Source organism: Rheinheimera sp. NSM (assembly GCF_052380015.1).
Classification (GTDB): domain Bacteria; phylum Pseudomonadota; class Gammaproteobacteria; order Enterobacterales; family Alteromonadaceae; genus Alishewanella.
Window position 1 is genome coordinate 519,901 of record NZ_JBQTCI010000001.1, and the last position, 19,558, is coordinate 539,458.

A 19,558-nucleotide genomic window follows, 5' to 3' on the forward strand; every position below is an offset into this window, starting at 1 on the left:
TTTTTCTGATTAGTCGGCTTTATTGTCAACTGCGCGCTTGTTGCTGTGCGGGAATGCCAGGGTGATCAGAGTGGGGAAGATAAAGCCTTTCAGGTACGACAGCGGATGGCGGCCAGCGGTGAAGTCGACCGGCAAATTGCCAAAATGCGCCCAGTAGTGGGTAGCGACCAAGGCGCCGATGCTAAGCCACATGCCGATTAGGGCCCTGCGCACGCCAAACACCACCAACAGCAAACTCAGCGTTATACCAACGCGGAATACGGACTGAATATGGTCATAACGGGTAAGGGTGGCATTGCTGTCGCCGAGATACAGCTCGTACAGCGTGATAACGTGATAGAACACCAGTAAGCCTGCCAACGTGATAATAAGCAGGCGGCGCAGTAACAGAGATGTATTGGATAAAAATGTTGTTGTCATGCTAAGCCCTCAAGTCGTTTAATTTATCTGTTAAGTGTCGGCGTGAGGCAATAGCTGTGCCAATTATCCAATTGCAGAAAATACCGAGGCTGTAGCTTGGTGGTTAAAAATCTCAATGAATGAGTTGGCCAAAAAGTGGCGAAAATATCAATTTATTGAGTAGCTTACAAGGCCTCAGCGACAGACCGATCTAGATGCCAGATTCGGCTGCCACTGGGCAGCGGGTATCGGTAGGCGGCATAGAGTGCAAAAGTGGTTTAGTGTTAGTCAGGTGAGTCAGCTCGCTGCTGTCAGCGCACTGCAGCAAAGCTATATCGCTTTATCGGCGTAGAAAAGGCTGACAGCTAAAGTTAAGGTTAAAATAACGATAGTGGCGCAGGCCGTTAACAGGCCAGCGCCGCCATTTTCACTGTTATGGGCCGTCCGGGATCTCCGGCTCGGTTAATAACGCCAGCAACTGCAGAGATTCCTGCCAGCCGGCGTAACAAAACTCAACCGGTATCGCGTCCGGTATACCGCTTTGTTCAATATGCAATTCAGTGCCGCACAGTACCGGTTTTAACCGGATGGTTACCTGCATTTGGCCGGGCAGGTTGGGGTCATCAAACTGGTCGTTATAACGGATCAGCTCGTTTGGTTTCAGCTCCAGATAAGTGCCGCCAAAGCTGTGGCTGCTGCCGGTATTAAAATTGGTAAACGACATTTTATAACCGCCGCCCACCCGCGCATCCATACTATGCACCTTGCCGGTAAAGCCATGCGGCGGGCACCACTTGGCTAGCGCATCGGCATCTAAAAAGGCGCGGTACAACCGCTCTGGTGTAGCTTTCATAACGCGGTGCAATGTTACAGTATTGCCTGACATAACGAATCTCCTGTGTTAAACGCAATAATTTGCTGTATCACAGCTTAGTCGAAACAGCAGGGATGGATTCGACAGGAGTGGAGAAATTTGTTTACTATAGGTTTTTGTATGGCTGCGCTCAAGTGCCGAAAAACCCTGCTCAAAGCTATTGCTGGCGCTGCTGCAACCAGCCAGAATAGCGCTACTTTGCTGCTGAGGTTGCTATGGTTAATCTGGCCCTGATGGGTGCTTTTATTCCGACATTTTTATTTGTCTCGGTAACGCCGGGTATGTGTATGACACTGGCGATGACCTTGGGCATGAGCCAGGGCGTGCGGCGTACCTTTTGGATGATGTGGGGCGAAATGCTTGGCGTGGCGCTGGTAGCCGTGCTGGCGGTGTGCGGCGTGGCGGCGATAATGCTGCAGTTTCCGGCCGTGTTTCAGTGGTTTAAAATTATTGGTGCCTGTTACCTCGGCTATATAGGCCTGCAAATGTGGCTGGCCAAAGGCAAGCTGGCGCTGCCGCAACAAGGCGAAATACGGCAGTTAATGGCGCGACGTACCTTGTTTAGCCAGGGCTTTATTACCGCGGTGTCTAACCCCAAAGGCTGGGCCTTTCATATGGCGCTGTTACCGCCTTTTATTGATACGCAGTTGGCGTTTTGGCCGCAGCTGTTAGTGCTGGTGGCGATTATTCTACTGCTGGAGTTTTTATCTATGTTGTTGTACGCCAGTGGTGGTAAAGCGCTGGCGCTGTTTTTTGGCAAACCCAACCGCGTGCAGTATTTAAACCGTATCGGCGCCAGCCTGATGTTTGCTGTAGCGCTGTGGATGTTACTGGGTTAACTCAGTAAGGGTTCAGTTGGCACCTGTGATACTGTGATGCGGCATAACAAAAGGAGCCACTGATGTCTGAAGACCCGCTTAGCCAGACTGATCCGTTAGCCACACGCCACAGCCCGCAGAATTTTTCTGATCGTATTGCCTTTCGTTTAACCAAAATGCTGCGCTTTTGCGCCGACACCTTTTTTGCCAAGCGTTATGGTCACCGTGCCGTGATACTGGAAACCGTGGCCGGCGTACCGGGAATGGTGGCCGGTATGTTGCGGCATATGCGCAGCTTGCGCCGGATGGAAGACGACCATGGCTGGATTCGGGTGTTGCTGGATGAAGCCGAAAACGAGCGTATGCACCTGATGACTTTTATAGAGATTGCCAAACCGAACTGGTTTGAGCGCCTGCTGATCTTGCTGGCGCAGGGGCTGTTTTTTACCGGCTTTTTAGTGCTGTATCTGCTGTCGGCAGAAACGGCGCACCGGCTGGTGGGCTACTTTGAAGAAGAAGCGGTATACAGCTACAGCTGCTATCTGGCGGAAATAGACAGCGGTGAGATAGAAAATATTGCCGCGCCGCAGGTGGCGATAGATTACTGGCAGTTAGCCGGCGACGCCAGGCTACGCGAGGTGATTATTGCCGTACGTGCCGATGAAGCGGGGCACCGCGATGTAAACCATGATTTTGCCAATCAACTGGCAGCGTCGCGCTAAGTATGTGGCGTTGTTCGTTGTTAGCTTTGCCTGCTTTTAACGCAATAACTTGACCTGTCCGCTGATCTCATCTAGCTTAAGTAAGCGCTTACATTTTAGCTTGAACATAACAATACTGTCTGAACCTCCGGTAGCAAGAACAGGTAACAAGACAGAGCCGGTAAGCGCCTCAGGACAGGATAAAACATAACGTAATGCCACAGGCAGCAATGCCTGTGCCAGCTGCCGCCTGCTTAGTAAGCCGGCGCTGTGTTCAGTCTCACCCGCAAGATTGTTTTCACACTCAGCAAGCCCGGTCGGGCGCGCTACGGTATGCCGTTAATGCTACCGGCGTTGCCTGAAAGATGAATGTGCAACCTGTGGGTTATTGCAAATGAAACATACTAACAACTTTCGGGCGTGGTTAACGCCGCGCCCATGGCTTTGTGCTCTGCTTGGCCTGTGTACTTTGGCTGTGCCGCACAGCGCATTGGCAGATGTAACCAATCCGGTGATTGGTAGCCTGCTGTTTGAGGACAACTTTAACAGCTTAAATAACAATACGTGGAATCAGATAGAAGGCGACGGCTGTGCTATTGGCTTATGTGGCTGGGGCAACCAGGAGTTGCAGTGGTACAGCGCGAATAATCTGAGTATTGAAGATGTGCCCGGTGAGCCGGGTAACAAGGCGCTGGTATTGCAGGCGCGTAACGACGCCATTGGCGGCCGCGCTTTTAGCTCCGGCAAAGTAGACAGCCAGCATAAACTGGCGCTGCAATACGGCATGATTGAAGTACGTATGCGGGTGCCACAGCTGGGCATTGGCTTATGGCCTGCCGCCTGGATGTTGGGTACCAGCACCGCCAGCTGGCCGGCCAAAGGCGAAATTGACATGATGGAAATGGGCCACAGTGCTCAGGGCAGAAGCGACGCTGGCCATCCGGGCGCCGATATCAACAGCTATGTTGGCGCTAATGCGATTTTTTACGCCGACGCCGCCTGTGTGCCGGAAAATCCTACCTGTGCTGCCATGACAGCCTGGCAAACCGACAATGCTTATGTGGCTGCCCAGCCACTGAGCAACCGCTTTGTGACCTACCGTACTTACTGGACCGACACTCAGCTGCGTTTTACCGTTGTTGATAACGGGGTTGAGTACGATATGTATGACGCGCCGATCAGCATTACCGCAGAGTCCAGCGAGCTGCAGCAGCCGTTTTATCTGCTGCTGAACCTGGCAGTAGGCGGCAATTTTACCGATGCTGCGGTTAATTCGCAGATTACGGCACCGTTACCAGCGAAAATGTATATCGATTATTTGCGGGTGTACCAGCTAAACGGCATGGGCCAGGTGTTTAACGGCAATGTTAACCCGCCACAAAGCGGCAACTTTGGTGTTTTTACCGATACCACAGCGACGACAGATCAGCTGCAGGCCGGCGTCAGCTCCGATATTTATATCTGGAACCAAAATTCGGTAACCGCCGGCAACACCGCACCGCTGGAAGGCAGCAATGTTATTGCCTGGCACTACACCAGCCCGGGCCAATGGTTTGGTGGCGGTGTTCAGGCGCGGCAAGTGCGTGATATGAGCAACTTTGCCGATGGCACGTTAAAGTTCAGTATCAAAATTCCGGCCAATGTCAGCTTTAAAATTGGCATTGCCGACTCCTACAGTAATGAAAATTGGCTGAATTTCCCCGCCAATGAAAACCGTTATGGTCTGGTGCGTAATGGCGATTGGGCACAAGCGAGCATTCCGGTGGCCGATTTACGCGGCGAGTTAATTGCGCTACAGGCGTTAAGCGGCATGTTTTATATTGCCAGTATTGATGGCCAGCTACCCGGCAGCAGCTTTGAATTTGCTATCGACGATATTGTCTGGCAAGGCGGCGGTACAGCGGTAGCCGACAGTGACGGCGATGGTGTGCCTGACAACCAGGACCAATGCGCCAATACTGCAGCCGGCAGTGCGGTGGATAATAACGGCTGCCCCACCGCCGCCGGGGCTTTTGGTGTGGCGCAAACCGGCGCCGACAGTGTGCGGTTTTATGTTAACAGCGACAGTTGGGCTGATGTGCATTACCGCGTGAATAACGGCGGCCAGATTAATGTCGCCATGCAGCAGCAAAATGGCGCAAACAGCTATCCGGTAGCGGGTTTGGCGCCCGGCACTGTACTGAGCTACTTCTTTACTTACTGGGATACGGCCAACGGCTATGCGGTGGATACTGCGCTGCAAACTTATACCCTGGGCGCAGCAGTGGAGCCGACACCTGACCCTGATCCAACGCCCGACCCGGACCCAACGCCCGAGCCCGGCCAGGACAGTGATGGCGATGGGGTCAGCAATGAACTGGATAACTGCCCGGGGACACCGGCCGGCACCCCGGTTAATGCCAATGGCTGCCCGCTGACATCAGTAAATGTGGTACCGCTGTATAACGCTGCTACGCCGTTGGAGGGCGCCATTCAATATGATCGCGGTGATGCTTTGGTAACACGTTTCTCTGATCGTGCCCGCGACCGGCATGCCAAAGAAAACCATTTTCAGGCCTATGATCATTACCTGACGTTTTACTGGGAAGACAGAACCGCCGCGATAGAGATCGTCGACTACGTGGCCAAAGGCGGCAGCAGTATCCGCATGAATGTGGTGACGCAAAATAAACTGCATGATACCGAAGCCGAAAACCGCTGGTGGTATATCGGTGTCAACACCCTGGCCGAGTTTTGCGGTAATGGTGTAATGAATATGGTAGATAACACCCACTACTGGAAAGAAGAAAGCTATAACTGCCGTGAAGGCCGGCCGATTCAGGTTGGCGATAAGCTGGAGTTTGAAGTCAGCCAGTTTCTCGATGGATCAACCCTGCCGCGTGGCCGCGCTAACTATTACGGCACCACCTTTTTGTATATTGTTGGCCAGGGCATAGTGCCGTGGGATGTTACCGACAAAGAAGTATTTCAGCCCGGGCGCTATTTACAGCGCGATTCAGTGCCGCTGCCTGCCAGCGCGCGTTTAGGTGGCGACACCACCTTGCATGTGCAAATGACTGCCGAGCCGGATGGCCACTTTCAACAAATGGCGACTAACCTGGGTTACGACAATGGCCAGCCCTTTGTATTGGGACGGCGGGTACACCATAGCTCTGTGCTGGATGGCAGCCATGACGAAAACGCTGAAAACGGCAGTTTTGCCGCCATGGCAGGCCTTGCCGGCTCGCACTATATTAATGAGCGCTGCTCCGGCTGCCATGTGCGCAATGGTCGTGCGCCGGTAGCGGGCATTGGCGAGCCGCTGGACAAATGGGTATTTAAAGTAGGCAATGCTGAAGGTTTATCGCACGCAGAGCTGGGCCGGGTATTACAACCGCGTGCCAGTGGTAACGCCAGCGGTGAAGGCATGCCCTCTATCGCTGCTTTTACTGAGAGTAACGGCTTGCGTACGCCACATTATCAGTTTGGCGGCATAGTGCCTGATACCTACTCGGCCCGTATTGCACCGCAGTTAAACGGTATTGGTTTGCTGGAGGCAATACCCGAAGCGGCGATACTGGCGCTGGAAGATCCGGACGATGCTAACGGCGATGGTATTTCCGGCCGTGCGCAGCGCGTTATTGACCCCGTTACCGGTGAAACCCGGCTGGGCCGTTTTGGCTACAAAGCCGCTGCCGGCAGTGTAAAGCATCAGTTGGCGGCCGCCTTGAACACCGATATGGGCGTGATGACGGCAATGCTGCCGACACCGGATTGTGGTGCTAACCAAAGCGATTGCAGTGCAGGCCCGCAGCTACCCGAGCAGCAACTGGCCGATTTGGTTAAGTACATTTCGTTGCTGGGCGTGCGGCCACAGCGTGATTACAACAAGCCGCAGGTGCTGCAGGGCAAGGCGGTGTTCAGCAACATAGGTTGTAACGGCTGCCATGTCGAAAGCTTTCAAACCAGCGAATATCACCCGCTGGCCGAGCTGCGCAATCAGACGATACGGCCCTACACCGACTTACTGCTGCATGATATGGGCCCCGGGCTGGTCGATAACTTAGCCGAAGGTGGGGCCAGCGGCAGTGAATGGCGCACTGCGCCGCTGTGGGGCTTAGGGCTATCGGCCTGTGTTACCGGCGGTGTAGCAGGCAACACCGGTTGGGATGCCTTTGGCCTGGATGGCCATCAATACTGTACACCGGATGCGAACTATCTGCATGACGGTCGCGCCCGCACTATTGATGAAGCGATCCGCTGGCACGGTGGTGAGGCAGAAATCAGCAGAGTAAATTACCAGAACCTGGCCGCGGCAGATAAGGCCGCCTTGCTGGCGTTTTTGAACAGTTTATAGCGCATAGCAACCCGCTTAGCTAAACGGCACTCACTAGCAGTGCCGTTTTTTCTTCCTATCAATTCGCGAATGATAATTGTTATTATTTATGCTTTATGCTAATAATACCGGCCTTATTTATGGCTACTGCATAGCATGGTATGGCCGTGCATTAAAGGTAAGACGAATGAAAGCAAGATTCCGCGACAGCATGACCTGGTTGCACACCTGGTCCGGGCTTGTCGTTGGCTGGGTATTGTTTGCGGTGTTTCTCACCGGCAGCCTGGCGTTTTTCCAGCATGAAATTACCGCCTGGATGCAGCCTGAACTGCAACATAAGGCCCGGCCTGAGCAAAGCCTGGCGCAGGCGCAGGCGTTCCTGAGCCAAAAGGCGCCGGATTCGGCGCGCTGGTCTGTGTCGTTGCCCGATGAGCGCTCTGCTACCACCAGCATATTCTGGCGCGATACCGCCGCCGGCGGGCGTGGTTTTCAGCGCGCTACGCTGGATGGCAACGGTGAGGAAGTCGCGTTAAGAGACAGCCGTGGCGGCAGCTTTCTGTACCGTTTTCACTTTGACTTACACTATATGCCGGTGCTGTGGGCCCGCTGGCTGGTGGGTATTTGCAGCATGTTTATGCTGGTGGCCATTATCAGCGGTGTGATTATTCATAAAAAGATTTTTAAAGACTTCTTCAGTTTTCAGCCGGGCAAGGGGCCGCGCAGCTGGCTGGATGCGCACACTATTACCGCAGTGCTGGCATTGCCGTTTCATTTAATGATCACCTACACCGGGCTGGTGACACTGATGTTTATGTATTTGTCCTGGGCCATTTCGCTTGGCTTTGGTGATCGTAATACGTTGTTTGAAACCTTAACCCGGCAACCGGCGGCGGTGGTGGCCAGTGGTGAAGCGGCCGCTATGTTGCCGCTGCAGCAGTTGTATCAACAGGCAAAGTTGCAGTTAAACGGGGCGCCGCTGTCTTTTGTGGCAGTGAATAATCCCGGTGATACGGCCGCCACAGTGCAGTTTACCGAAGGCAGTACGCAGTCACTTATTGTGCCCGGCCGTACTTTAATTTATTCCGCAGTGACCGGCGAATTGCTCAGCAAGTTGCAACCGCAATTGGCCGCCGAGCACACCCGCCGCACCATGGTGAATTTGCATGCCGGCCGTTTTGCCGGTTTGCAGCTGCGCTGGCTGTACTTTATCAGCGGGGTGATGGGCACGCTGATGATCGCTACCGGGTTGGTGCTGTGGTCAGAAAAACGATTGCAAAAGCCCGGGGCTAGCCACAACATAGCGCCGGGGCAGCAACTGGTACGCTGGTTAAATGTCGGTGTTATTCTGGGCTTGCCATTAGCCGTGGCAGCGTATTTTTACGCCAACCGCTTATTACCGCTGGCGCTGGAAAACCGTGCTGAGATGGAGATTCACTGCTTTTTTGCCGGCTGGGCGTTAATGCTGTTGTATCCGTTGCTACGCGGTATCAGCAACAGCTGGCGCGAGGGCGCTTTGCTGCTTGGGCTGGCGTATTCAGTGTTACCGCTGCTGAGTATACTCACGGTGCAGCGCAATTTGCTCAGTTACCGTTTTCCTGCCGACACCACCTTACTGACAGTGGATTTGGCCCTGCTGCTAAGCGCTGCCGGGTTTTTTCTGCTCTGGCGTTTTACCTTGCGCCGCGCGGCCCGGGCTAAGCAACACCTGACTAAGCACGAAGGCGATACCGCGCAGGAGCTGGCATGTCGTTAATATCACACCCCAAAGTGCAATTAAGCTACCGCTTGCTGTTGGCGATTGCCGGCGGCTTTTGCCTGAGTATTCTGGCCACGGCCGCCGTGCCGGGCGTTCTGGCGCTATTGGGTGCCGATAAAGCCGGGGCTTTTGTCTGGCTGATGCTACTGAGTTTTCTCTGCTACAGCCTGATTATTCTATGGGTAATAAGCACCAGACGGCTGGGCAGAACCAGCCTGCTCTTACTGCTGTTAAGCGCCGGCTTATATTTGAGCCTGGTTTACACCGCGCCGCCGGCAGATGCCAGCACCAGTGCGGAGCAAACAAGATGATGTTGCTGTGGTTATTATGTTTGAGCGGTTTTACGCTGCTGAGCCTGGCGATGCCGCGTTATCGCCGGCTGTTTGGCTTACGTCATTTAAGCTCCCGGGCAGAGCGTATCTGGCGGCTAAGCGGTTTTGCTTTATTACTGTTGCCTTTACTGCTGGTGTTGCAGCGCCAACAGCTGGCTGAAGACTTAGTGACCTGGTTTGGTATTTTGACTATGGCAGCACTGCTGGTAGCATCGGTGCTGGCATACCGGCAGCGGTTTTAACAGCCGTTATTTAGCTTGATACCGCGCCAGAAACAACGCAATCGCTTCGTTGATAATATGCGCCTGTTGCGCCGGGGTTTGCTGTTCCAGGCCAAATAAACTGGGGTAAAACACAAAGGACTTTAGCTGATAAATAAACTGCTTACCGGCAAAGGGGATATCTGTAATCTGCAACACACCGGCAGAGCAGGCGTCGGTTAAAAAGCTGTCGATGTAACGCTTGCAACCCAGGCTGCTGTCGCTCATCAGCTGTGCCAGTTCCGGGCGCTGCATTACCTGCATAATGGCAATTTTGGCCACGCGTAAAAAGGCTGCTGAACTGAGCAGCGCGACTTCATCTTGCGCTATGCGGCGTAGTTGCTGCTCAATAGGCTCTGCCGCGTTAAAGCGCACTTCACCGCCCTGCGCCAGTTTGTCGAACATACGCTGCAAAATCGCCTGAAACAGTGCGTCCTTAGTGGCGAAATGGTTGTATACCGTGCGTTTGGACACTTTAGCCTGCAGCGCCAGCTGATCCATACTGGTATGTTCCACACCGCTGCTGTGGAAAAGTTCTTCTGCCGCATCAAGTATTTGCATGCGTTTTTTGTCGGTTAGTTTCATCATTTTAAACCTTGTTCCGGTGCGGCTATTGTAGCCCGGCACAGAAAAAACTGCACTAACCAGTTTACTTATGTGTTTTTACATGTAAACTGCACGGTGTAGTTTATGTTTGGTGAGCTTATGCGCAAATTAATGAAACCACTACGCTGGCTGGCGGGCAGCCTGGCGCTGACAGGGGCAGGAATAGTGATGCTGAATACCAGAATAGTAGCGAATGTAGATGCAACAACCTTAACGGATGCCAGCCGGTACCAGCATGGCAAGTTTCATAATGTGCAGGCCTTTGAACAACCGGGCTTGCTGAAAACGCTGGCAATTGCCAAGCGCTATTTTACTGAACCGGCGGTAGATAAAGTGCCGGCAAAAATCATACCGCTGCAACCGCTGAGCCGGCAGCAGCTTGATGCTTTACCGGATAACGATGTGCATTTTGTTAAGCTGGGGCATTCATCGGTACTGTTAAAAGTCTATGGTGAATACTGGCTGTTGGACCCGGTATTTTCACAACGTGCTTCGCCGTTTTCATTTTTAGGCCCGAAACGTTTTCACCAAACGCCAATCAGTATTGCAGAGCTGCCAGCCATCGCTAAAGTACTGATCTCGCATAACCACTATGATCATTTAGACAAAGCCAGCATTAAACTGTTGGCAGCAAAAACGGCGCAGTTTTTGGTGCCGTTAGGGGTAGAAACAGATCTGCAAAAATGGGGTGTGGCGGCAGAAAAAATTCAGCGTTTTGACTGGTGGCAAGAGCAGACCAGCGACAAGGTGCTGATTGCCTTTACGCCAACGCAGCATTTCTCCGGCCGCGGTATTGGTGATGGCAACACTACTTTGTGGGGCTCCTGGGTAATTAAAACCCTGGCCGGTGCAGTGTATTTCAGTGGTGATTCCGGTTACTTCGATGGCTTTAAGCAGATAGGCAATAAATACGGCCCGTTCGATATCAGCTTTATTGAAACCGGCGCTTATGATAATGACTGGGCGCATATTCATATGACACCGGAGCAAAGCATGCAGGCGCACCTGGATGTTAAAAGCCGGGTCATGGTGCCGGTACATAACGGTACCTTTGATCTGGCGTTTCATGCCTGGTATGAGCCACTTGAACGGGTTAGTGCTGCGGCAGCACAAGCTGATGCGGCACTGCTGACACCACAGTTTGGTCAGGTGGTGTCGATGTCAGAATTGCATCGCAGTGTGGCGCAAAACAGTTTTTGGTGGCAGGCACTGATACCGCGCACTGAAGCGCCAACGTCTTCTACTGTTGCCGCAGCGGCAGAGTAACCGGGGCTCTGGCTGGCAACCATGGTTTCAGCGTTTATCGTGCCCGCTGATATCCAACCCGGCATTGCGGCATACCTGTTGCAGTAAACTATAGGCTTCGGTGATGGCTGCTTCGCTGGCTTTACGTTCACTGATATCCTGATGGGTGCCGGCCATCAGCCGTGGCAGGCCTTGTTCTGTGCGGCTGATAACCTTACCCTGGGTTAGGATCCACACCCAATGGCCGTCTTTATGCTGCATGCGGCATTCCAGCTCATAAAAGGGGATTTCGCCGTTGAAATGGCGTTGCAGCAAGCGTTCAGACTGCGCCTTATCGGTTGGGTGCACCAGTTTCAGCCAGGTGTCGACACTTAACGGCAATAAGTCGTACAGATCATAGCCCAGCATTTGGGCCCAGCGTTCATTAAAAATGGCATCGCCGGTTTGCACATTCCATTCCCAGGTTGCCAGGCGTGAGCTTTCGATAAAGCCGGCCAGGCGTTGCCGGTGCTGCTCTACCAGTTTTTTGTCACGCTGCAGTTGTTCGGCTTGTCTGGCTAAAGTACTGCGGGCAATTTCTGTTTCTGCCAAAGACGCCAGATCCTGCAGCAGGGTAAGCTGCAACGCATTTAGCTCGCGGGGTATGTCATCAATAATGCACAAGGTACCCAGCGGCAGGCCATCAACAGAATGCAGCGGTACACCGGCATACAAGCGGATAGCCGGTGCGCCGGTAACTAACGGATTATCAGCAAAGCGTTGGTCGGCGCTGGCGTCCGGTATATACAGCAGCTGATCATTAAATACCGCATGCGCACAAAACGACACATCGCGCGGCGTTTCTGTGGCGGTAATACCGAGGCGTGATTTAAACCATTGCCGTTTCTCATCAACCAGTGACAACAGCGAGATTTTGCAGCCAAACAACGCCTGCGCCAGCCGGGTAAAGCGGTCGAAATCGGTATCAATATCGTTGTCGAATAAGCCGGATTCGATAAGTGCTTGTAATCGTTCTATTTCGTTATCAGGAATAGCCGGGGTTTGCATAGAAAGTACTCACCAAAACAGTAACGACAAGGTTTAAAGTGTAAGCCAAAGCGCTACTCACTGCTAACTGTGTTTTGCCAAAGTGCTCTGCCAACCACCTTGCGCCGCGTTTGCGACACAAGGCGGTATAACAGTTTACCGGCTTAGTCTTTAGCAGGCTCCGGAGGCAGGTTGATGCTGGCTTCAGCGTCTTGCTGCGGGCTGGCCAGGCTGGCCTGATCCGGGGTCACCGGCATGGCGCGCGATTGCTGGTTAATCTGGTAAATTTGCTCGGTGTTGGATAAATCCTGCTGGTTTTTAATATTGGCGATGGTTTCACGCTCAGATAAGAAGCTTTGAATATCGTCCAATATGGCCTGCATTTCCTGCGGGTTATCCTGCATCTCCAGGATATGTCGCGGGTGTTCAACGTTTTTCGCGCCGCTGTCGGCAAAGGTGCTGCTCATAATACGCGAGCTGATGATCCACGGCGTAAGTGAGGAGCGCATTACATAGTTTTCTGACGACGTAGAATCGTAAATACCTTTACCGGTAGTCAGCTTACTTTGGGTGTAAGTGCCTTCGCACTTTAAGTACACCAGTAGGGAATCAAAATTCAGCTCTGCCCAAAAGGTGTGGCTGTAGTTCTCCAGCAGGCGGCCAAAACTGTGGCAAATTAACCAGCTGAAAATCAGGCTTAACATAAACTGGCTTTCATTAAACAGGTTAACCACAAAGCTTTGGGTTACTGTGTCATTGGGGCGTGCCAGTGCGGTGTATTCGCGCACCAACGCCAGCACCGTCTGGGCTTCGAACAGTAAATAAAACAAAATGAAGGGGCCAATTAACAGCAGGATCTGGCCGGCAACGGTGGCCAATAAGCGCAGCTGTTTAAACAACGCTGTGTGTTCCAGCGGCGCATAGGCCGGCTGGGTTTCAATCATTACTTCGCCGCTGAAATCGCCTTTGCTTTCCGACTGTTCGTTCAGGTTAGGTGTTAATTCGCGGTATACGCGGTTGGGGATTTCCTTGTAACGGCGGTTGGCCATAACAATATTGTCGATATTTACAAACAGCTCACGCGGGTGGATATTTTCCTGCCAGTTGGCGCGATACTCCGACACCTTGGTTTGGGCCTGCACTTTAGCCGTACGCTGTTTTAACAACAGAAAGATAAAGGCCCCGCTGAGCGCAGCAAACAGTAACACCAGCAGCAATTGCGGCACTACAGCAAAGCTGTGTAACTCTGAGTTTTGCAGTTCGCTGACAAAATTTTGTATATCGCGCTGTTGCAGTAAGTAATTAATGGCTAACCCCAGCAGCACCGGCGCCAGAATGGCAAAGGCCATAATTTTTGCCAGCTGCAGGTTGCCCCGGGTTTCAATGCTTTTCTCCGCCTGGCGAAACACGGTACTGGCGCCGCGCCAGCTCAGAATTAAATATACCACCAGCACAAAAGAGAAAAACGGCAGCAAAATATCACCGGTGTCACCGGCCAGCCCGGTTAAACAAACAAAAGCTGTTAGCGCATAAGCCACCAGCGCAACCACAGTGGCAATTAAGGCACCGGCAAAACGTTGCGCCAGGTTGCGCAGCGGGTAGGGCAGGAAGATCAGCTTGGGTACTAAGGTATGCACTAAGCGGGAAATAAAACCGTCCGGCTCAACAAAGGTTTTATTTTTGCGGCCCATCAGCATCTCTTCCAGATCAATGCTTTTATAGTGCGGCTGTTCCAGTTTGGCGGTTTCGCGCTCAGACTTGCTATAGTTTGGCGCCAGTGAGGTAGGCACACTGCGGCCAACAAAGAAGCGCAGCATTTGAAAAATACCGCTGCCCAGCGCCCGTAACCCACCGGCCAGCAACACAAAACCCACCGCAGCGTAGATCCAGGCCAGGGTTTTATCCTGCTGTACCAGGCTAACTACCTGGAGCAGCGGGTAAATGCCCAGCAGGCTTACCATCAAGCCACGTATAGCCCGCAGCAAGCCTTCGGCTTTAAACGGGTTACGGATCCCTAACGACTCACTACCATAATCATACGCCATGGTGACTTCCTTTTATAAATCAGATTATTAAAAACGCAGCTATCTTGCCTGACTGCAGCCGTTTTGCAATGCTCAGCCGGATAGTTTTAGCGGAAAAGATGGCGGTTGGCGAATAAATTATCCGGCGGGGAAAAAGGGAGCCCAATACCTGCGGCACCCACCAGGAAAATGTTGCAGTAACTTAGTTAAGAAAGGCTTCGATTTGTTGCGCGACAGCACTTATGCCCACTACGCCGTCGAGGTGGCCCCAACTGCCCGGGATTTCGGCATACTGCGGCGCATTACCTGCAGCTGTCATCGCTTGTGCGCTGTGTTGGCTTAAGGCCGGCGGCAGCAGTAAATCGCCGCTGGCCGGTAAAAACAGGGTTTTGGCCTTTACCCGGCTAAGGGCTTGTTGCCAATTGTCGCCCATGCCGGCGCGCCACAACTGCGATGCCCGCACCAGGTACAAAATATGGTTGGCATCCTGGTAGGTGGCGCGCGTTTTGGCATGTTGCAGCAACTGCTGCCAGGCCTGTGGCAGAGCAGTTATGCTGTGATGCAAGCTGTTATCTGTGCTGATGGCGCTGTAACGCGGGTTAAAACCATCCGGGTGCAGCGCGTCCTGGGTAATATAGGCCAGCGCTGTGCTTAAGCCCTGCAGCGGTTGGCCTTTGTCGTAGTAGTTGCCGTTATGCCAGGCCGGATCCTGCAGGATAGGGTAGGCCCAACGCTGTAGCTTAACCGCACTGTAAGTGTCGATATAGGCGCTGCCGATCACCGGGATTAAGCGCTGCACTTGCTGTGGGTAACGCACCGCCCATTCAATGGCCTGGAACGAGCCCATCGACGGGCCAATTACCGCATACAGTTTGCTGATGCCGAGGCTGTCGAGCAGGGCTTTTTGCAGTTCAACAAAGTCGCCGATAGTCACTACCGGAAAGCTTAAACCATAAGGTTTACCGGTTGCCGGGTTAAGAGTAGCCGGGCCGGTGGTGATAACATTTTTATCAAATGCATTGGCATTAACCAGGGTGTCGCTGCTGATCACATAAAATTTGTTGGTGTCGATGGCTTTGCCAGGGCCAATAATGGCATCCCAATAACCGGGCGCAGTGTCATCTGCATGGTATTTACCGGCAGCGTGGCTGGAGCCGGAAAAATAATGTGTGATTAAAATGACATTGGATTTATCGGCGTTAAGCCTGCCGTAGGCTTCCCAGCCAACTGCAACCTGAGCAATAGTTTGGCCGTTTTCCGTTGCGAAGTTATCCAGCGTAAAGCGCTGCTTCTGCACCAACATCGCCTGAGCGGTGCCGGATGCGATAACGCAGCAAAGTAACATCAATCTGATAAACATGGTGTTGTCTCCGGTTAAAACCACTGAAACAGCGCTATCGCTAATATAGTGCCGAGCACCGGCATTAACACGCTAACCACCGCTACCGGCCAGTAGGCGTTTTGGTGTGTTTCGCCACAAATAGCACGAATAGTAGTAACCACATAGCCATTATGCGGCAGAGAATCCAGCGCGCCGGAGGAAATGGCCACCACACGGTGCAATTGCTCCGGGTCGACGCCGCGGTCGAGATAATGCGGCGCAATTTCCGGCAAGGCGATAACCTGGCCACCTGAGGCCGAGCCGGTTAAACCGGCAATGGCACTGACTGCCACGGCGGCGCCGAGCAGCTCCGGCCCGGGCAGATGGGTCATAATGTCTACCACATGACTAAACGCAGGTGTCAGTTTAGCGACAGAGCCAAAACCCACTACTGCGGCGGTATTGCCAATGGCCAGCAGCGCCCCCAGCACTCCCTCATTGGTGGCCGCTGCCGGGTTATGCAGAAAACGAAAGTTCAGTAAGTACAGGCTGATGACGCCACCGCTGAGCGCGACAATTAGCGCCGCCTGCTGCAGACTGTCATGCAGTAAAAATGATAACAACAGCACTACACCCAGCGGAATAATGCCCAGCAGCGGATGCGGCAGGGTACGGTCGGTGATCACGGGGTCGCTGCTGCGCTGGCTAAAGTGTTCGCCATTGGTTACTGCCCGTCTGAGCATCCACATCAGTGCGGCATAGCCGCTGATGGCCATAAACACCGCGACGACAATGCTGACCTGCCAGCCGGCATAGGGTGTAGTGCCTAAATACGCGATAGGGATCCAGTTTTGTATTTCCGGTGAGCCGGCCGAGGTCATGGTAAAGGTAACCGAGCCCAGGGCCAGCGCGGCCGGAATAAAGCGTCGTGGCAGGTTAGCGCCCTTAAATAAACTTACCGCCATCGGGTAGGCTGAAAACGCCACGACAAACACGCTGACGCCGCCGTAGGTTAACACCGCACAGGCCAGCACTACCGCCAGCACGGCTTTGCCCTGACCAAGCTTTTTTACGATAGCCAGTGCCACCGCATCAGCGGCACCGGTGTGTTCCATCAGCTTGCCGAAGATAGAGCCGAGCAAAAACATTAAAAACCAGGCGGCGACAAAGCCGGAAAAACCGGACATATAACCATGTACAAAATCCAGTTTGTCACTGAGTTGCCAGAACGGAATGCCATTAGTTACTGCCACTAACAGCGCGCACAACGGGGCGGTAATAAACAGGTTAAAGCCGCGCATGGTCAGTACTATCAGCAGGCCAAGCCCGGCCAGCAATCCGATAAGACTCAACATCTTGTTATCCTTATTCTCATTTTCGTTTAGTCTGATACAGGACAGCGGGCATCACCATAGTACTAAGGTACAGGTTAAAAATTCTGCGTTTGCGCCTACAGTAAAGCCATACCAATAAAGACAAGATGATGTGACATCAAACAGCAGGAGAGCCAAGATGGCCTATAACTATAATAGTGATACACAGCACAAGTTTAGCAGCAGCCTACTTAAACCCAGTCTTATTGCATTAGCCATCAGCAGCTGTTTTGCCGGTTCTGCGCTGGCGCAGGAACAAGCCAAAGACGCCGAAGCTGACGTGAAGCTGGAGCGGATTGAAGTAACGGCACGCCGTACCATTGAAAACCTGCAGGAAGTACCGGTAGCCGTAACCTCAATTGGTGCTGCCGACCTTGCCGAGCGCGGGATTTCAACCGTAGTGGAAATTCAGCAGTTTTCGCCCAATACCACCTTGCAGCAAAGCCGTGGCACTAACTCAACCCTGACCGCCTTTATCCGCGGTGTTGGTCAGGAAGATCCGTTGTGGGGTTATGAGCCGGGTGTGGGTATTTATATTGATGATGTATACGTAGCGCGGCCACAAGGTGCGGTACTGGACATCCTGAATGTTGAGCGGATAGAAGTACTGCGTGGTCCGCAAGGCACGCTGTACGGTAAAAATACTATAGGTGGCGCGGTTAAATACGTTACCAAAGAAATGAGCGGTGACACTGAGTTTGCGGTCAATCTGACAGCGGGTTCCTACAAGCAGGGTGATATTAAAGCCACCGGCCAGATCCCGTTGATCGATAACCAGCTGTATCTGGGGTTTGGTTATGCCAACCTGCAACGCGATGGTTACGGTAACTTTCTGACATCAGCCCTGGACGGTCAGGACGGTGAGAACTACAACAAAGATATGCAGGCCTTTCGTCTGACGCTGGAATACCGGCCCTCCGACGATTTATTCTTCCGTGTTAATTACGATAAAACAGATGATAAATCTAACGCCAAAGGCGGTTTCCGCTTATTGCCAAGTTTGCTGACCGATGCGCCGGTGCCGGACAGTGTGTTTGATTCTTACACCAGTTTACCGACCTCAAACAAAGTAGAAACCGAAGGCTTAAGCCTGACGGCCAACTGGGACATTAACGATAACTGGACGTTTAAATCCATTACCTCTCAGCGTGAGAGCTACTCGCCAACCAATATCGATTTTGATAATACCTCGATCCGTATTTTTGACGTGCCGGCGATTTATGATGACGAGCAGTTTACGCAGGAATTCCAGTTAAACTATCAAACCGACGGCTTTAAAATGGTATCGGGTGCCTATTACTACACGGCAGATTCGTGTGGTGTGTTTGATGCCATCCTGGAAGAGCTGGGTAAAAGCGCCTTTGGCACGCCGGGTTTAACCCGTGAAGTAAGCGGCTGCAGCAACGGCGACAGCACTGCCCTGTATGCCCAGGGTAGCTACGATATTGACGACAAATGGTCGGTAACCGCAGGCTTGCGTTACACCAAGGATGAAAAAGATGCAGTGGTGCGTAACGGCTTAATTTTTGACACTGTGTATCCTGAGTCTGGTTGGGTGCCGGGTTATGTGCGGCCGGATGGTTTAACTACACCGGTGGTGCTGGATGACAGCGAAAGCTGGAGCAAGCTGACACCGAAAATTGGTGTGGAATATCAGCACAGTAACGATTTAATGTTGTTTGCCAGCTATGGTCAGGGCTTTAAATCCGGTACTTTTAACCCGCGTGCTACGGTAGCAGAGCCGGCAGCGGATCCGGAAACCGTTGATTCATTTGAAATTGGTATGAAGAGCGATTGGAATGACCGCGTGCGGATCAATGCCACGCTGTTTATGCTGGATCACAAAGACCGCCAGTATATTGCGGTGATCCCGGATGAAAACGATGCTTCTGCACTAAACCAACGCCTGGGTAACGTAGGCCGCTCTGAAGCGACCGGTTTGGAGTTGGAAGTAACGTGGAGAGCCAGCCGCGAACTGGAAATTTATGCCAACCTGGGCTTAATTGACGCCAAATTTGAGGAGGCGGTTAGCTTTGACCCTGAGGCAGGAGCAATAGATATTTCGGACCGCTTCTCGGTAACCAATACACCGGAAACAACCGGCACAGTGGGCTTTAGTTATAACCTGCTGACGGGCTTGGGTGATGTGATCGTGAACGGTAACTACAGCTACCGCAGCAGCTATTCACTGGTAGAGCTGGATAACCTGCTGACGCAGGACAGCTATGGCTTGCTGAACCTGGGGGTAACCTGGTTTAGTAACGACGGCCACTGGAACATCGCGCTGCATGGTAAAAACCTGACCGACGAAGAGTACCTGGTGGGTAACTACGCCTTTATCGCGCCGGATCCGAATAACCCCGGCCAGTTTATTCCGGGCTTGGGCGGCGACAATACCCTGATAGGCTATTATGGTGCGCCACGTACCGTAAGCCTGAGTGTTGGTTACCGTTTCTGATTAATAAAACACTTGCCGGGGCGAAAGCCCCGGTACATTATGGGCCAAAA

Annotated in this window: 15 protein-coding genes; 8 read left to right on the plus strand and 7 right to left on the minus strand. The window is 52.7% G+C overall.

All coding sequences use genetic code 11. From position 1 onward, the window contains the following. Positions 1-9: 9 nt before the first annotated feature. Positions 10-420 carry a hypothetical protein gene (locus tag ACTZWV_RS02330; RefSeq protein ID WP_444784990.1) on the minus strand — a complete coding sequence of 137 codons (411 nt, stop codon included), beginning with the start codon at positions 418-420 and terminating at the stop codon, positions 10-12. Positions 421-832: 412 nt separating this feature from the next. Next, positions 833-1,285, minus strand: a complete 453-nt coding sequence (locus ACTZWV_RS02335) for an SRPBCC family protein (RefSeq protein ID WP_444784991.1) — start codon at positions 1,283-1,285, stop codon at positions 833-835. A gap of 203 nt (positions 1,286-1,488) precedes the next feature. Here ACTZWV_RS02335 and ACTZWV_RS02340 point away from each other — a divergent pair, with 203 nt between their 5' ends. From ACTZWV_RS02340 to ACTZWV_RS02365, 6 genes are all read left to right on the plus strand, one after another. Continuing rightward, on the plus strand, positions 1,489-2,112 hold the full coding sequence (locus ACTZWV_RS02340) for a LysE family translocator (RefSeq protein WP_444784992.1): 624 nt from the start codon (positions 1,489-1,491) through the stop codon (positions 2,110-2,112). A gap of 62 nt (positions 2,113-2,174) precedes the next feature. After that, positions 2,175-2,813 (plus strand): alternative oxidase, encoded by a 639-nt coding sequence (locus ACTZWV_RS02345; protein WP_444784993.1) that lies wholly within the window; start codon positions 2,175-2,177, stop codon positions 2,811-2,813. 373 nt (positions 2,814-3,186) lie between these two features. Then, positions 3,187-7,128: a di-heme oxidoredictase family protein gene (locus ACTZWV_RS02350; RefSeq protein ID WP_444784994.1), complete on the plus strand. Its 3,942-nt coding sequence runs from the start codon at positions 3,187-3,189 to the stop codon at positions 7,126-7,128. A 166-nt stretch (positions 7,129-7,294) separates the two neighbouring features. After that, positions 7,295-8,860, plus strand: a complete 1,566-nt coding sequence (locus ACTZWV_RS02355; protein ID WP_444784995.1) for a PepSY-associated TM helix domain-containing protein — start codon at positions 7,295-7,297, stop codon at positions 8,858-8,860. Beyond that, positions 8,851-9,174, plus strand: a complete 324-nt coding sequence (locus tag ACTZWV_RS02360) for a hypothetical protein (protein ID WP_444784996.1) — start codon at positions 8,851-8,853, stop codon at positions 9,172-9,174. The genes ACTZWV_RS02355 and ACTZWV_RS02360 overlap by 10 nt, the downstream gene beginning before the upstream one ends. Further along, complete coding sequence (locus ACTZWV_RS02365; RefSeq protein ID WP_444784997.1) at positions 9,171-9,437, plus strand: DUF3325 family protein; 267 nt, start codon at positions 9,171-9,173, stop codon at positions 9,435-9,437. Before ACTZWV_RS02360 ends, ACTZWV_RS02365 begins: the two co-directional genes overlap by 4 nt. Before the next feature lie 6 nt (positions 9,438-9,443). Here ACTZWV_RS02365 and ACTZWV_RS02370 read toward each other — a convergent pair whose 3' ends face one another. After that, positions 9,444-10,043: a TetR/AcrR family transcriptional regulator gene (locus ACTZWV_RS02370; protein WP_444784998.1), complete on the minus strand. Its 600-nt coding sequence runs from the start codon at positions 10,041-10,043 to the stop codon at positions 9,444-9,446. A gap of 117 nt (positions 10,044-10,160) precedes the next feature. Between ACTZWV_RS02370 and ACTZWV_RS02375 the strand changes: the two genes are divergently transcribed. After that, complete coding sequence (locus tag ACTZWV_RS02375; protein ID WP_444784999.1) at positions 10,161-11,327, plus strand: MBL fold metallo-hydrolase; 1,167 nt, start codon at positions 10,161-10,163, stop codon at positions 11,325-11,327. Between the two features lie 27 nt (positions 11,328-11,354). Here ACTZWV_RS02375 and ACTZWV_RS02380 read toward each other — a convergent pair whose 3' ends face one another. The 4 genes from ACTZWV_RS02380 to ACTZWV_RS02395 all read right to left on the minus strand — a co-directional run bounded on the left by ACTZWV_RS02380 (position 11,355) and on the right by ACTZWV_RS02395 (position 17,032). Beyond that, the gene (locus ACTZWV_RS02380; protein ID WP_444785000.1) at positions 11,355-12,353 is read right to left on the minus strand and encodes a PAS domain-containing protein; all 999 of its coding nucleotides are present in this window, start codon (positions 12,351-12,353) and stop codon (positions 11,355-11,357) included. 143 nt (positions 12,354-12,496) lie between these two features. Further along, positions 12,497-14,377: a hypothetical protein gene (locus ACTZWV_RS02385; protein WP_444785001.1), complete on the minus strand. Its 1,881-nt coding sequence runs from the start codon at positions 14,375-14,377 to the stop codon at positions 12,497-12,499. Between the two features lie 181 nt (positions 14,378-14,558). Next, positions 14,559-15,716, minus strand: a complete 1,158-nt coding sequence (locus tag ACTZWV_RS02390; RefSeq protein ID WP_444785002.1) for an E22 family MetX-like putative esterase — start codon at positions 15,714-15,716, stop codon at positions 14,559-14,561. 14 nt (positions 15,717-15,730) lie between these two features. Further along, positions 15,731-17,032: a GntP family permease gene (locus tag ACTZWV_RS02395; protein WP_444785003.1), complete on the minus strand. Its 1,302-nt coding sequence runs from the start codon at positions 17,030-17,032 to the stop codon at positions 15,731-15,733. A gap of 157 nt (positions 17,033-17,189) precedes the next feature. Here ACTZWV_RS02395 and ACTZWV_RS02400 point away from each other — a divergent pair, with 157 nt between their 5' ends. Next, a complete protein-coding gene (locus ACTZWV_RS02400; protein ID WP_444785004.1) occupies positions 17,190-19,508 on the plus strand; it encodes a TonB-dependent receptor in 2,319 nt (772 codons plus the stop codon). Positions 19,509-19,558 lie beyond the last annotated feature (50 nt).